This window comes from Singulisphaera photorubra (genome assembly GCF_045290345.1).
Taxonomy (GTDB): domain Bacteria; phylum Planctomycetota; class Planctomycetia; order Isosphaerales; family Isosphaeraceae; genus Singulisphaera.
In genome coordinates, this window is record NZ_CP155447.1 from 4,802,902 (window position 1) to 4,816,749 (window position 13,848).

The window sequence follows — 13,848 nt, forward strand, 5'->3', positions numbered from 1 at the left end:
CGAGATCATGGAAACACCACCGTCGCTCGACCACTCGACACCCAGCGAGTCCGTCACCCGGTGTCGCAAGTTGGCCAAGTTCTTGAACGCGGGTCGGATCACCTTCGAGGAGTATGCCTCCAACGTGACGCTGGGAGCCGTCTACGGCTCTATCGACGACATCCCGGCGTGCGTTGCGACGGTCCCGGCCGGCGTCGCTGCCCCGTACGCGGACTACGTCCGGACGTTTCTGGAGCCGGTGGACTTCATGCCGTGCCCGAGGCCGTTCTTGGCCGGAGGGCCCTCGGAGGAGGCGGTCGAAGAGGCGAAGCGACGACTCCGGCCCAAATACCTCCGGCTCTACCAACTGGTGGTGAGAGAGAGACCGGGGGGGCTTGCCTCGCGAGAAAAGGATTGCGACACGGGTTCACAGCAGTGAGGGCGATGGCTCACTCATCACCCGCGCCCGGAAGCAAGCCGCCAGGTACTCCAGGACGTTCCGGCCTCGCTGCCGGCAGGTAGCTGCGACACTCAAGACCCGCTCTACGAACCGGCTGCCCCACTCGCTCGCCGTGCCGCCGCTGGACTTCCGCCACAACACGGCGTGTCGCAGCGCCCGCTCGGCCGCGTTGTTCGTCGGCTCGATCCCCCGGACCCGCAGGAAGGTCCACAGGTGCTCCTCACCCTCCAGCAAGCTCCGGCATGTCGCCGCCGTCTTCTCGCCGGCGCACGCCGAGCCGCGTTCCAGCGCCTGCCGGACGCCCCACCGGATCGGCCGGGCGTAGCCCAGGAACGTGCTCCAGGCCATTGCCCCGTCCCGGTACTTGTGCCACCAGTGGAACAGCCGGTCCGAGGCCCCGAGCAATTCCGAGCCGATCGCCGACCCGTCGTCCCGGCGATCGATCATCGCCTGAAAATCTCTGCGAAGGTGCGACCAGCAATACTGGCGCCGCTCGATCCAGTCGTAGCTCGGGAACCGGTCGCTGATGGCAACTTTCGTCTTGTCGGTCCCGAGGATCGACCGGGCCACGTCCGCACCCCGGTTGTCGGCGATCGTGAAGGCGGTCAGGTCCTCGGTCCGGCCCACCCACAGCCATGCCTTCTCGTTCGCCTCGGTCCACGAGGTCTCGTCGATGTGGGCCGACGGGGCCGCCTTGATCGCGGCGGCCACCTCGGCGACGACCGGCTCCAGCACCTCGGCGGCCTGCCGCTCCAACTTCGAGATCATGCCCAGCGAGATGTCCAGGCCGAAGAGGTCGGAGGCCAACTGACGGATTGGCCGCTTGGCCAGTCGGTACGAGCCGGCGAACATCGCCAGGATCGCTCGTAGCCGGGGGCCGAACGGACCGGTCGGCACACCCGGTGGGAGTGCCGCGCGGGTCGTGGCCCCGCAGTCGGGGCAGGTCAGCCGGTGGAGGCGGTACTCGTCGACGTCGGGGCGGATCGGCGGGACCTCGTCGACCTGGTGCCGGACCGGGCCGGGGTCCTGGCCCACCAGCGGGGCGCCGCAGCCGCCGCACTCGGTCGGCTTGATCTCGAAGGTCTCGCGGATCTGATCGGGCGGGACGAGTGCGCGGGTGTGTCGCTTGTGACCGGGCTGCCCGCCGCGCCTTCGCCCGGACGGCGGGGCGGGCGGCCGGCGCTTGACCTTGACGGCGGGCGGGTCGGACGAGGGCGGCTTGGAGGAGTTGGTCGAGTTCTGGTTGAGCTGCGCCTCCAGGTCAGCGATCCGCTTCTCCAACGAGGCGATTACAGCCAGGATGGCCGTTTGGGCCTCCGGTGATACCGTGTTCCAGAGCGATTCGGGGATCGAGGAAAGCGGGCTCATACAGCAGATTCTACGCGTCTACTGCACAAAAGATTCGAGCCCGTGAACGGCTACCCTTCCCGTATTGCCTCTGTCTCGCAATGAAAACAAACGTCTTTAAATTTTAATACTTAAAGCAAGAGTCGAGCCAGTGACCATTGCCACATAAAATCTAAACATGTAAAAGAAAAAACATTTTGTGTTTTCGCGGCAGGCGGTCATCCTCACTCTATCGTCTCACCGCCACCACCCTGAACCCGATATGGTCGTAACCGCGTTCCGGCTCGAACCGGAGGCGACAGGCCGAACGGCAGGGCCACCCGTCGTCCGTCCAGGCGCCGCCTCGCCGTGACCGGGAAGTCGTGCCGTCCCGATTCAGAGGCGTGGTCGAGCTGGCCGAGGACAAATCCGGGTCATCGCCGCCGGGCAGCCTCTGGTGATACCAGTCCCGGCACCACTCGAAGGTGTTGCCGTGCATGTCGTGGACGCCCCAGGCGTTGGCCGGGTAGCTGCCAACCTTCGCAGCCACTCCCAGCACCGGCCCCTCATCGGCCCCGCCGTTGTAAGGCTTGCCCTTAAAATTCGCCTGCGTACGGCTGAGCGAGTCGCCGAACGCGGTGCCCGTGGTCGTCCCCGCCCGGCAGCCATATTCCCACTGGGCCTCGGTGGGCAGGCGGAATTCCCAGCCGGCGGGTAGTTGGCCCGATTCGCGAGCCAGTTCGGTCAGCTTGCGGCAGAAGGCCTCCGCTTGGGCGAAGTTCACATTGCCGACGGGGAGATCGTCGCCCTCCGGCAGTTCCACCGTCAGTGGTCCAGGTAACGCGCCCATGATCCGTTTCCAGTCGCCCTGCGTCACCTCGAACTTGCCGATCCAGAAGCCGCGGGTAATCCTCACGGCGACCTGGACCTCGTCGGGCCTGTGACCCGGCTCCTCGGGCGGGCTGCCCATCATGAATCGACCGGGCGGGCACCAGCAGAGCTTGAGGCCTTGAATCCGGCGCTCGTCGCCGGGTCTGGTGCCGTTCTGGGCGAGCGTCGGGGCACCGAGAAGGACGGCGGAGCAGAGAACGAGCTTGGAGAGTCGAGTCATGGGGGGGCTCCGACTCGAAGGAAACCGCTTTCGCGAGCGAATCAGCCTCGCCGCCGCGCATGCTTCCGCATGAAGTCCGTCACCAGTTCCCAGGTTGCCCATCTCGAAATGGCGGGCGTCTTGAGCGTGAATGGCGTCGACGCCGTGGAATTGTGTTGCCGGTGGTGGGAACGGTGGCAGGAGACAGAAGCCAAGGTAAAGGAACCTGGCCAAGTGCACACAACGTCATCCGGCTACGCCTGCCCGATTCCATGGCTCAAAATCGCGACTGCAGCGTTGAAGGATTTGAAGTGACTTTGAGGCCTTCGTGGCGATTGTGGTTCACTGCTTTGCACTCCAGGAAAGAGTGAACGCCCTTCTATTCTTTAACAAACAGAAAAATAAAACCGAGCAGGATCAGCAGGGGAGCCCAGTATTCCATCGGTATAAAGAAGAATGTATTGTTGCGACCGACAACAACCTCTTTACCCGTTTCTGGATCAAGTAGAATCTTTCCAGTCCGCCTATTGAGCAAGCGGCCAATTGGTCCCACGAGAACGGCAGCGATGATACAACCCACGAGTTTTGGCCAGCCGTTGGCTTGGTAGTACCGTTCATCATGAGCGGAAGCTTCGACAAGAAACTCGGTGGCGAGCAGGCAAAGAAACGTGATGACCGGCACGAGGAAGCCCAATCCACTCCAAATGATCATCGCCAGTCCCCTGGACCTGCCGCTACAGGCCGCCTTATCCCCGTCGATTACGGCGGCTATCCTAGCTTTTCCCAGGGCGGATTTATGTGATATCTGCCATAACTATCAACCTTGGCACATCCGGCCGTTTGCCGTAAGTCCTTAGCTTGCAACGGAGGGGGTGGGATTCGAACCCACGGTAGGTTTGACCCTACTACGGTTTTCAAGACCGTCCCAATCGGCCACTCTGGCACCCCTCCTCGGATCGCTGCAACGAGGTCAGTGACCCACTTCGTCGATGATATCTTCCGCCACGTAGATCGGTACGTCTACGGTCACCGCGACCGCGATGGCATCGCTCGGTCGTGAGTCGACCTCGACGATCTCACCATTGTGGCGGATGCGGAGCTTGGCGAAGTAGGTGTGATCCCGCAGCTCGCTAATGAATATATCTTGCAGCTCTCCGCTGAGCAACTCAATTGTGTTGGCGAGCAAATCATGGGTCAGGGGACGAGGAACGGGAAGGCCCTTCACGCGGCGGTCGATGCTCGTCGCTTCGAAGATGCCGATGACGATCGGGAAGGTCCGATCCCCTTCGACCTCCTTGAGGAAAATGATCTGCTGCTCATTGTTCTCGTTAATAATGATCCGCGTAAGTTCCATCTGCACGGGCACGGCGGTCGTCTCCCCCTGGCGCTCTTATCGCGGGTCCGCCGCATCCGCCCTCGGCGGTGCGCTTGCCGGTCTGCTCACTTCGGTTCGCGACGGGCGTTCTTCCATGATAATAAAGAGGGCGGCGGACCCCGTCAACGCAGCCATTTGGATCAAGGCTTCGCTTCGACCTTCGCCAGTAACGCCGCGACCATCTCACGCTGAGTCACGAGCTCCGCATCCTTCGCCCGCTGCTGCTCGACAACAGCGGCAGGCGCCCTGCTCACAAAGGCTTCATTGCCGAGTTTGCTGCGGATCGAGGCCAATTGTCGGTCGATGTCCGAGAGCGATTTGCGATGACGCGCGGCCTCGGCCTCCAGATCGATCAAATTATCCAACGGGAGGATGATTCGAACGTCGGATCCGACTGCAACCACGCTTCCCGGAGGCTCCTCGCTCTGGGTGACGATCGTCACTGACTCACACGGGGTGATCGCCTTGAGGAACGACTCGCCCAGGCGGACCCGAGCGGCAACTCCTTCGTTGGCGGCGACGATGATCGGGTGAATCTTCGCCTCTTTGGGAACGTTGTTCTCAGCCCTCAGGTTTCGGATGACAGTGATCGGGCCTTGCCAGTTCTCGACCACAATGGCCGTGGCCTGAGCATCGTCCCACGAATCGGGATAATTCGGCCAGGGGGCAATACAGACACTCTCGGCCGCGAGACCGGGTTCGGGAAGTCCGCGACTCGGCGCCACCTGCGCGAGTGCCTGCCAGACCTGTTCGGTCACGAATGGCATGATTGGATGAAGCAGTCGGCAGAGGCCGTCGAGGACGGCCGCGACGACGCGCTGGGCGGTGGGGCGTGATTCGGGATCGCGCAGCCGTCCCTTGGCAAACTCGAGATACCAGTCGCAGAACTCGTCCCAGGTGAAGTCGCGAAGACCCTTGGTCGCCTCGGCGAAGTGGAACGTTTCCAGATCGCGGGTAGTCGCGTCCTGAACCTCGCTCAGCCGGCTCAAGATCCAGCGATCTTCGACGGGGAGCGAGCGCACATCGACCCGCGCCGGCTCGTAGCCTTCCAGGTTCAAGAGAACAAGGCGGGCCGCATTCCAGAACTTGTTCGGAAACGTTCGACCGTGTTCGAATCGCTTCGACGTGTTGACTTGCCGGCCGTCGGGCAACTCGGCCTTATCCACCGGCATCCGCAGGTCCTGAGTCTCCGTGGCCGAGTAGGCGAGCGTGTACCGCAGCGCATCGGCGCCGTAGAGGTCGATGATATCGACCGGGTCGATGCCGTTGCCGGCCGACTTCGACATCCGCTGCCCTTTACCATCCTGGATCACCGGGTGGATGAAAACGTCCTTGAACGGAACCTCACCTCGATTGAACAGGCCGAACATCACCATCCGGGCCACCCAGAGCGTGATGATGTCGCGAGCGGTCGAAAGCACGTCGGTCGGGTAATATTTCTCGAGCTCTGGGGTCTCTTCGGGCCATCCGAGGGTGGAGTGCGGCCAGAGCGCCGAGCTGAACCAGGTGTCGAGAACGTCCGGATCCTGCCGTAGCTCGAATTGCGGGCCCAAGGCATCGGCACTGAGATCGGTCTCGGCGCAGATGAGCCAGCCCCCGGCCTCCGCCTCGCGCCACGACACGTCGGTACGGCCCTCGAACGCGCGTTGAAGGTCCGCCTCCGTTGCTCCTTCGCAATGCCAGATCGGGATCCGATGCCCCCACCAGAGTTGCCGGCTAATGCACCAGTCGCGTTTCTCGCCCAGCCAGTCGAGATAGCTCCGCGCGTAGCGCTCAGGATGAATCTTGACCCGGCCCGAGATCACGGCATCCATGGCACTCTGGGCGAGGTCGTCCATGCGGACGAACCACTGGTCGGAAAGATAAGGCTCGATCGGAGTCTTGCTCCGATCCGAATAGTTCACGCGGGTCGCGTAGGGCTCGGTCTTCTCAAGCAAGCCTTGCGCTTCCAGGTCGGCCACCACTCGCTTGCGAACGACCCGACGGTCGAGTCCGGCGTAATCTCCTGCATTCTCGTTGAACGTACCGTCGGGGTTGAGCAGGTTGATCATCGGCAAGGCGTGCCGAAGGCCGGTCTGATAGTCGTTGGGGTCGTGAGCGGGGGTCACCTTCACGCAGCCGGTGCCGAACTTGGGATCGACGAGGAGGCCGTCGGCGATGATCGGGATCTCACGCCCGGTCAGGGGGAGCGAGACCGATCGGCCGATCAGGTGTTGATATCGCGGGTCATCGGGGTGGACGGCCACCGCGGTGTCACCGAGCATCGTCTCGGGACGGGTCGTGGCGACGTGAAGTGCCTCACCGGTTGTTGAGCCGGCGACCGGATACTTGATCGTCCAGAGGTGGCCCTTGACGTCCTCGTAGTAGATCTCGTCGTCGGCCACCGCGGTCCGCAAGTGGGCGTCCCAGTTGACCAGCCGTTTCCCCCGGTAAATCTTGTCGTCCTGGAAGAGCCGGAAGAACGTGACGCGGACGGCCCGGGCGCAGCGCTCGTCCAGAGTGAATCGGGTGCGTTCCCAGTCGCAAGAACAGCCCATGAGCCGCAACTGGCTCAAAATGCGCTTTTCATACTCATCTTTCCATGCCCAGATTCGTTCGACCAGCGCTTCACGGCCCAAGTCGTGTCGGGTCTTCTTCTCTTCTTCGAGGAGGCGCCGCTCGACGACGGCCTGGGTCGCGATCCCGGCGTGATCGGTCCCCGGCATCCAGAGGGTGTCGTACCCTTGCATCCGCTTCCAGCGAATCAAGATGTCTTGCAGCGTATTGTTGAGCGCGTGTCCGAGGTGCAAGGCCCCGGTGACGTTGGGCGGTGGGATGACGATTGTATAAGGGGGCTTCTTACTCGAAGGATCCGCGTGAAAGTAACCCTTTTGGAGCCAGAAGTCGTACCAACGGCGCTGGGCGTCTTGAGGGTCGTATTGCTTGGGCAGGTCGGCAGTGCTCATGCGAAGTTCGGGTCCATGATTGGGAACATGATGCGAATGAGGTCGGCCTGAGTTTCCACGATGGCGGTCGTGAAATCCAGCCGATGCCCTCGAGGCGTTCCGAGGAGCATGTCGTTACGGACCGTTGCCCGATTGTCTCACCAACTGGGCGGCTCTTCTGTGCTATGGCCCTGGGCCTGGGCCTGGACAAGGTAACTCATCTGGCCGATGTGGTTGTTCAGGTGAGCGATGCAAATCAAGAAGAGGCCGAACCGGGTCTCAACAGGCATCTGAGCAGGCGCGGGCATCATCAAGCGGCTCGCATCTTGCTCCTGGATCGTCTTCACAGTCAACTCCACCGCCTCGTGAAACCGGGCAAGGATCGCCTCGGCCGGTTCATGACGAGGGTCGGTGAATTCTTGCGGACGATCCCTCACGTAACCGGTTCCAGCGACGAGCGAGCCGATGAAATGATTCAGGTTCCCCGTCAGGTGGAGAAGGAGATGGCCGATGCTGTTGCCGAACGGGAAGGGCTTGACCCAGGTCTTCTCCCGAGGCAGACAACGGACGGCGCGATCGACCCGGGACGCGAGGTGGCGAAGATAGCGGGTGAACTCGTCGTCCACGACCGTGGCCAGCGTCGGTTCGGCGGCTAAAGCGTCCATCAGTCTCCTCGCGTGTTCGATGATTGGATCAGGTCTGAGCCAGGACAACCCGCGAGGGACTCGAGTTCGCATCCTTGTTGAGCTTGTGCTCGAAGGCGTCGATCAAGGCGAGCCAACTCGCCTCGATCACGTTCTCGGAAACGCCGACGGTCCCCCAAACCGAGTTGTCGTCCTGACTCTCGATCACCACGCGAACGCGAGCCGCGGTGCCTTCACGGCCGTTGATCACACGGACCTTATAATCGACGAGCCGCATCTCCAGGAGCCGTGGATAATGACGCTCGAGCGCTTTTCGGAGTGCCCCGTCGAGGGCGTTGACCGGGCCGTCCCCCTCGCTGACCGTGTGTTCGACCGTGTCTCCGGCTCTCAGCTTGACGGTGGCCTCGGTGATCGCCGCCCCCTCCGGCCGTCCCACGACGCTCACGTGATAGCCGAGGCTGGAGAACCAGGAGGTCTCACGGCCCGCGAGTCGCTCCACCAGGAGAACGAACGACGCCTCGGCGGCCTCGAACTGATAACCCTCGTTCTCCAGATCCTGCACCCGGTCGAGAACCTTCGACAACAAGGCGGAATCTTGCTCAAGTCCATATTCCGCCAGCTTCTCGGAGATATTCGACTTACCCGAAAGCTCGCTCACGAGAACTCTGCGCTCGTTGCCGACCAGAGAGGGGTTGATATGCTCGTAACTGCTCGCGTTCTTGCGGATGCCATGGACGTGCATCCCTCCCTTGTGGGCGAACGCACTGGTTCCGACGAATGGCTGACCCGGCCGAAAGTTCATGTTGGCCGTTTCATGAACGTAGCGAGAAACCTCGGTGAGATGGGTCAGGCTACCGGGCAAGAGCACCTCGTAGCCTTTGAGCTTCAGCGATAGGTTGGCCACGACGCTACACAAGTCGACGTTTCCGCACCGTTCGCCGATGCCGTTGATGGTCCCTTGGACCTGCCTGGCCCCTTGGGCCACCGCGGCCAGGGTGTTGGCCACCGCGAGCTCGCAATCGTTGTGAGTGTGAATGCCGACCGGGACCTTGATGTTTGCCACGACGTCGGCCACTGCCTTCGCGACCTCGTCCGGCAGGCTGCCGCCATTGGTATCGCAGAGGACGAGCCAGGCCGCGCCTGCTTCCGCGGCCGCTTGCAAGGTCCGGAGCGCATACTCCGGGTTCTTCTTGTAGCCGTCGAAGAAGTGCTCGGCGTCGTAGATAACTTCGGGAGTATGGGCCGCACAGAAGGAAACGGAGTCGGTGATCATGCTCAGATTCTCGGCGAGCGAAACCCCGAGCACTTCGAGCACCTGAAAATCCCAACTCTTGCCGACGATCGTTACGGCCGGCATCGACACGCCGACCAGGGCCTTCATCCCGGTATCGTCCTCGGCGGCAATATCCCGCCTTCGGGTCATCCCGAACGCCGTGACGCGGGCATGCTTCAAGTCGAGGTCGCGAACCGCGCGAAAATAGGCGGCATCCTTTGGGTTGGAAAGGGGATAGCCCCCTTCAATATAGTCGACACCCAGCAGGTCGAGCTGAGTCGTAATCAAGAGCTTGTCCTGGAGCGAGAAGTTGACCCCCTCCCCCTGACTGCCGTCCCGCAACGTCGTATCGTAGATCGCAATCCGCGTCATGACCGACCCTTTTCGCCGCCCAACGAGGAGAGGCTCTCCTCTCGGTTTCGCCGTCGTACCACTAGGTTAGAATCTTAGCAGAAAGCCCCCCAACCGGCGACACCCAGACACTACGTCGCAGCTCAGGTTCACTCAACACCGTCCGCCCCCCAATCTTCCAGGCTCTCAAGAGACCGCCATGCGCACGATCTCGCAGTTGGTCGATTCCATCCATCAGGAAGCGAAGCGCGAACTTTTTCCGATCGATATGCCGATTTACGAGAAGGCCGGGAAGGATCCGTTGCAGCCGATCCTCTTCGCCGGCTCACTCACGGCTCCCCCCTGCGTCTTCGGTCGCGACCTGGGCAAGGATGAGGTGGCCGCGGGTCAACCGTTGATCGGCGCAGGGGGTCGACTCGTCCGCTCGGGCATTTACCAGGCGCGCCATGGCGAACTCCCGCCAAAGTCAGACCGGAACCTGGAGTCAGTCCTCTCCGATGTCCTCCTGACGAACACGGTCCCCTACAAACCTCCTGGGAATAAGGCGTATACGACGAGCGTCAAGGAACGATTCCGGCCATTCATCGCAGAGCTTCTCGGCGTTCACTGGCAAGGGAATCACGTCATCACTCTCGGCAACGAAGCGTTCCAATGGTTTCTCCCCTACAAGAACCCCAGCGCCTTCGAGGAGTTCTGGAGTCGCGACGATCGCTACGAGGCGGAGATCGAATGCGAACTGACCCTGGCCGCCAAGGAGGGGGTGATCCACAAAACCTTGATTCTCTTGCCGTTACCCCACCCGTCCCCACTGAATGCACGTTGGTATAAGCGTTTTCCCGAACTCCTGGCCCAACGACTGGTGCGGCTCGCTCGCTCACCAGGCTGAAAATCAGCATGCATGGATGGGAGACGGTATGCTAACTCGCTTGATTCAGAAATCCTAACCTGATCGGAACACTCAAGATAAGTCGAGTTTACTTCCCCGAAAAATCTCGGTTGAATGACTCTGAATTCCGATAGGCTTAGGGTTGCCGATTGCCATACTGAGCGTTAAGTTACGTTAACGATCATCCCAATCGTACGTCTTACCCGGGGGAAAGCACCGTGCGCAAAGTCCAGATGGTGACTGACCGCGAGCTGGAGATCCTGAAGATCTTGTGGGCGCGGGAAAAGGCAAGCGTACGAGAGGTTCAGGACGACCTCAACAAGACGGCGGGGCCGGTGGCTTACAGCACCGTGCAAACGCTGCTCAACATCATGGAAGACAAGAAGGGTCTGGTCCGCCATGTTGTCGAGGGGCGTACTTTTATCTACATCCCCAAGAAATCATCGGATCGGACGATTCACGAACTGACCAAGCGATTCGTCGACCGGGTTTTCGATGGAGCGCTCGATCGGGTGATGGTGGCTCTACTCGATTCGCGGTCGCCGACACCCGCGGAGTTCGACCGACTCCGGGCCATGATCGACGAAGCGGAACGCCAGACGACCGCAAAGCCCGAAACCGCCGAAGTGGGAGCCGTTGAGGATTTCTGAAGAGCGAAGCCGACCGCACTCGTTGCGAGACCAGCGGTCCTCCGCTCCCTCCGACTCGGACGTTCTGCAATCGAAATCGATACGAGCAGACGCGGCCGTCGAGTGGTTGGGGCTCACGATTTCTTCTCGATGGCCGCATCTCGTTCATTCCTCGGAATTTTCGCTGCCTTCCACGCGATTCGAAAGGCCACTTTATGGCCGACGGGATCGATCGACTGGGTGAATTGCTTCTTGACGCATCGCTCTCTGCCACAGCTCTACTGAGCTTGGTCGCATTGGCGATGATCGGTTGTCGCCAACCCGTGCGCCGGATTTGCCTCGCCCGGGCGGCGATCCTCAGTGTCCTGATCCTCATTCCGTTGGTGGCTCTCGCGCCTTTTCCCCGGATCTCTTTGAATCGGGTCGCCCGTCAGTCGGGCCTTTCCTCCCACCCATTTTTCGCTTACCACGCACGCCACCATCTGGATGCGGAAACTCCCGGATCGGGGGGGCTCCAGGCCGACGTCGAATCGTCCTCGGGCGGCCCTCGGCCTCTCCGCGGATTGGTTGGGCCGCCCCCTCGTTGGTTAGTCATCACTTATCTGGCCGGGACGGCCTCCGCCCTCTCCTTACTGCTTCTGGGATATTGGGGATTGAATTGGCTGACTTCGCGTTCCGAGGAGGTCTCTCCGCTTTCGGCTGAACTCTATGCGAGTCTGCCGATTCGGGGGCGTCGGCCTCGATTTCGAGTCAGCGCACGAATTCGACACCCTGCCCTCGTGGGCCTGTTCCGCCAGACGATCTTGGTCCCTATCGAGCTCGACCTCCCCGAGTCGACCGAACAGCTCCGATTGAGCCTCTTGCACGAACTGGCCCATGCCGAAAGTAGGGACGCCTGGTTCGGGCTCGCCAGCGGCCTTGCGCAAGCGTTCTGGTACTTCATTCCCCCCCTCTGGTGGATTCGGGCTCAGATGCGGCTCGATCAGGAGTTCATGGCAGATCGTCGAGCGGCCCGGGCTTTCGGTCCATTCCAGGTCTACGCGGCAAGCCTCGTGAAGATCGCCAGCGGCGACCCGGAGTTGAAACCGGCGGCAGCGCCACGGCAACCCATCCCACAGGCGAGCACCTCGGCCCTCTTTCAAAGAGTGTTGATGCTCGTTCAATGCCCATATGCGCTCGAATCTCACCCCCCGCGCTGGTGGGCATGTTCGCTGCCGGGCCTCGTCCTGCTCGGGACCATGGCAGGTTCTTGCTTGACGCTACGCGTTTCCGGTCTGCCCTCGCCGTCAGCGCTTCCGCCCTCGGCTTCCGCACCAGGGAGCCACACATTTCGGATGTCACGGCTGGTCGCGAACCCAACAACGGCCGCTCTGGAAGGGCAGCCCTTGGTGTATGAGTTGCCCCTGCCTCTGCCCCCGTCATTTGATCTGAGGGTGGATGTCTGGGCCGATGCGGATTCACTCCCCTTGACGAAAGTGGTTGGAATTCGCTTGCTCGCTCCGGGATCGCGTTCCGAGACCGCTGCCCCCCCGATGGGTTGGCACCGCGTTCGGATCCGGCGTGTGGCCGCTGAAACCACAGTGCATCTTGATGAAATCCTTCTGTTCACGAGCGCCAATTGCGAGACGACGCCCTCGCTTACTCTCGAAAGCCCCGCTGGTTACCCGGTCCATTTCCGCAACCTTCGCCTCACCTGGTGAATTCGAGGACGCACTACCGCCACAACCGCGGGCCCACGAACCGCCCGCCACTTTGGCCAGATCTTTCTCACCTTTTGGCATCCACCTATCGGCTGACTGACCGTACCCGAGTGCGATCTTTTCGGGTCTTCCTGCCGCAAGCGCTCTCGAGAAATCAGCTAGCGTCGACACAAATCGCCAGTTCGAGGAATCGTCAGCTTCCGGCACGTCCTCTGCAATACTCGAAGTCATCCTCCGAAATACCCTTTCAAAGGGAGGTCATTTCGATGAGCGGACTGAACTGGCAGCGGCGTTGGGATCCGTTTCGCGATCTGCAACGCGAAGTGGGACGACTGTTCGAAAGCCTTGAGCCGCTCCAATCGTGGCGGCTGGCGCGACACGAACCCTCGATCAATCTCTACGATGGCGGAGACAAGTATTGTCTGACTGCCCGGTTACCGGGGATGAACCCGGAAGACCTCGATCTGTCGATCACAGGGGAGACCCTCACCTTGAGGGGAGAACGGAAACGGCCGGAGGGTGTGCCGGACGAGAGCTACCGTCGTCAAGAGCGACAATTCGGCCGATGGACGCGGACGATTTCCCTGCCTGATCGTGTTGACAGCGGGCAGGTTACGGCCACGATCGCTCAAGGCCTTCTGACAATCACGCTCCCGAAGGCAGAGAGTGCCAAGCCACGGCAAATCGCCATCAAGGCGACGACCTGAAGCCCCCGAGGCCAGCCTGGAGCCCAGCACAATGAGCAATCATCACTCGATCCCGGTCGCAGTCGATCGATCAACCCCCAGCGACTCGAGCAAACCCAAGGCTTCCGGCTCCGAATCCACGATGCCTCCGGCGGCCTATCTCACGCCGCCGATCGATATTCATGAGAGCCCGGACGGCCTGATCCTCGAGGCCGACCTGCCAGGGGCGGCGGAAAATAACCTGAAGATTCAATTGGAGGACAACGTACTGAGCCTCTTTGCCCGGATCACCACTCCGGCACCCGAAGGGGCGCGGATCCTCCATGAAGAATATCAGGTTGGCGACTTCTACCGCTCGTTCATTCTGAGCGATGAGGTGGAACGGAGCCGGATCACGGCCGAGTTGCGCAACGGCGTCCTGCGTTTGATCCTTCCGAAGGCTGAGCGGGCCAAAACCCATCGCATCGAGATCAAGTCCTAGACGCCTCAAGCGGTACCCTTGTGAACAAAGGGGTCCTCGACTCG

General features: G+C 61.5%; 14 protein-coding genes and 1 tRNA gene. 7 read left to right on the forward strand and 8 right to left on the reverse strand.

All coding sequences use genetic code 11. The annotated features are described in order from the left end of the window. Positions 1–7 precede the first annotated feature (7 nt). A complete protein-coding gene (locus V5E97_RS18100; protein ID WP_406700687.1) occupies positions 8–418 on the forward strand; it encodes a hypothetical protein in 411 nt (136 codons plus the stop codon). On the opposite strand, the gene tnpC is transcribed toward V5E97_RS18100, so the two are convergent. Beyond that, complete coding sequence (gene tnpC, locus V5E97_RS18105; RefSeq protein WP_406700688.1) at positions 407–1,807, reverse strand: IS66 family transposase; 1,401 nt, start codon at positions 1,805–1,807, stop codon at positions 407–409. The two genes, V5E97_RS18100 and tnpC, sit on opposite strands and share 12 nt — an antisense overlap. A 208-nt stretch (positions 1,808–2,015) precedes the next feature. Next, on the reverse strand, positions 2,016–2,876 hold the full coding sequence (locus V5E97_RS18110; protein ID WP_406700689.1) for a formylglycine-generating enzyme family protein: 861 nt from the start codon (positions 2,874–2,876) through the stop codon (positions 2,016–2,018). A gap of 108 nt (positions 2,877–2,984) precedes the next feature. On the opposite strand from V5E97_RS18110, the gene V5E97_RS18115 reads away from it, so the two are divergent. After that, positions 2,985–3,170, forward strand: a complete 186-nt coding sequence (locus tag V5E97_RS18115; RefSeq protein ID WP_406701181.1) for a P27 family phage terminase small subunit — start codon at positions 2,985–2,987, stop codon at positions 3,168–3,170. Positions 3,171–3,234: 64 nt separating this feature from the next. Here the strand turns inward: V5E97_RS18115 and V5E97_RS18120 are convergent, their stop codons facing one another. The 6 genes from V5E97_RS18120 to cimA form a co-directional block, all read right to left on the reverse strand. Beyond that, positions 3,235–3,567 carry a hypothetical protein gene (locus V5E97_RS18120; RefSeq protein ID WP_406700690.1) on the reverse strand — a complete coding sequence of 111 codons (333 nt, stop codon included), beginning with the start codon at positions 3,565–3,567 and terminating at the stop codon, positions 3,235–3,237. A gap of 152 nt (positions 3,568–3,719) precedes the next feature. After that, positions 3,720–3,806 (reverse strand) — tRNA-Ser (locus V5E97_RS18125). A gap of 19 nt (positions 3,807–3,825) precedes the next feature. Further along, positions 3,826–4,209: a bifunctional nuclease family protein gene (locus tag V5E97_RS18130; RefSeq protein WP_020466974.1), complete on the reverse strand. Its 384-nt coding sequence runs from the start codon at positions 4,207–4,209 to the stop codon at positions 3,826–3,828. Between the two features lie 161 nt (positions 4,210–4,370). Beyond that, the gene (locus tag V5E97_RS18135; protein ID WP_406700691.1) at positions 4,371–7,175 is read right to left on the reverse strand and encodes a valine--tRNA ligase; all 2,805 of its coding nucleotides are present in this window, start codon (positions 7,173–7,175) and stop codon (positions 4,371–4,373) included. A 137-nt stretch (positions 7,176–7,312) separates the two neighbouring features. Beyond that, positions 7,313–7,819 carry a DinB family protein gene (locus tag V5E97_RS18140; RefSeq protein ID WP_406700692.1) on the reverse strand — a complete coding sequence of 169 codons (507 nt, stop codon included), beginning with the start codon at positions 7,817–7,819 and terminating at the stop codon, positions 7,313–7,315. A 28-nt stretch (positions 7,820–7,847) separates the two neighbouring features. Beyond that, positions 7,848–9,443 (reverse strand): citramalate synthase, encoded by a 1,596-nt coding sequence (gene cimA / locus V5E97_RS18145; protein WP_406700693.1) that lies wholly within the window; start codon positions 9,441–9,443, stop codon positions 7,848–7,850. Between the two features lie 178 nt (positions 9,444–9,621). Here cimA and V5E97_RS18150 point away from each other — a divergent pair, with 178 nt between their 5' ends. The 5 genes from V5E97_RS18150 to V5E97_RS18170 all read left to right on the forward strand — a co-directional run bounded on the left by V5E97_RS18150 (position 9,622) and on the right by V5E97_RS18170 (position 13,804). Next, on the forward strand, positions 9,622–10,308 hold the full coding sequence (locus V5E97_RS18150; RefSeq protein ID WP_406700694.1) for a uracil-DNA glycosylase family protein: 687 nt from the start codon (positions 9,622–9,624) through the stop codon (positions 10,306–10,308). 218 nt (positions 10,309–10,526) lie between these two features. Further along, positions 10,527–10,958: a BlaI/MecI/CopY family transcriptional regulator gene (locus V5E97_RS18155; protein WP_406700695.1), complete on the forward strand. Its 432-nt coding sequence runs from the start codon at positions 10,527–10,529 to the stop codon at positions 10,956–10,958. 194 nt (positions 10,959–11,152) lie between these two features. Beyond that, complete coding sequence (locus tag V5E97_RS18160) at positions 11,153–12,637, forward strand: M56 family metallopeptidase (protein ID WP_406700696.1); 1,485 nt, start codon at positions 11,153–11,155, stop codon at positions 12,635–12,637. A gap of 266 nt (positions 12,638–12,903) precedes the next feature. Beyond that, positions 12,904–13,344 carry an Hsp20/alpha crystallin family protein gene (locus V5E97_RS18165; RefSeq protein ID WP_406700697.1) on the forward strand — a complete coding sequence of 147 codons (441 nt, stop codon included), beginning with the start codon at positions 12,904–12,906 and terminating at the stop codon, positions 13,342–13,344. A gap of 31 nt (positions 13,345–13,375) precedes the next feature. Beyond that, positions 13,376–13,804, forward strand: a complete 429-nt coding sequence (locus V5E97_RS18170; protein ID WP_406700698.1) for an Hsp20/alpha crystallin family protein — start codon at positions 13,376–13,378, stop codon at positions 13,802–13,804. The last annotated feature ends 44 nt before the right edge of the window (positions 13,805–13,848 follow it).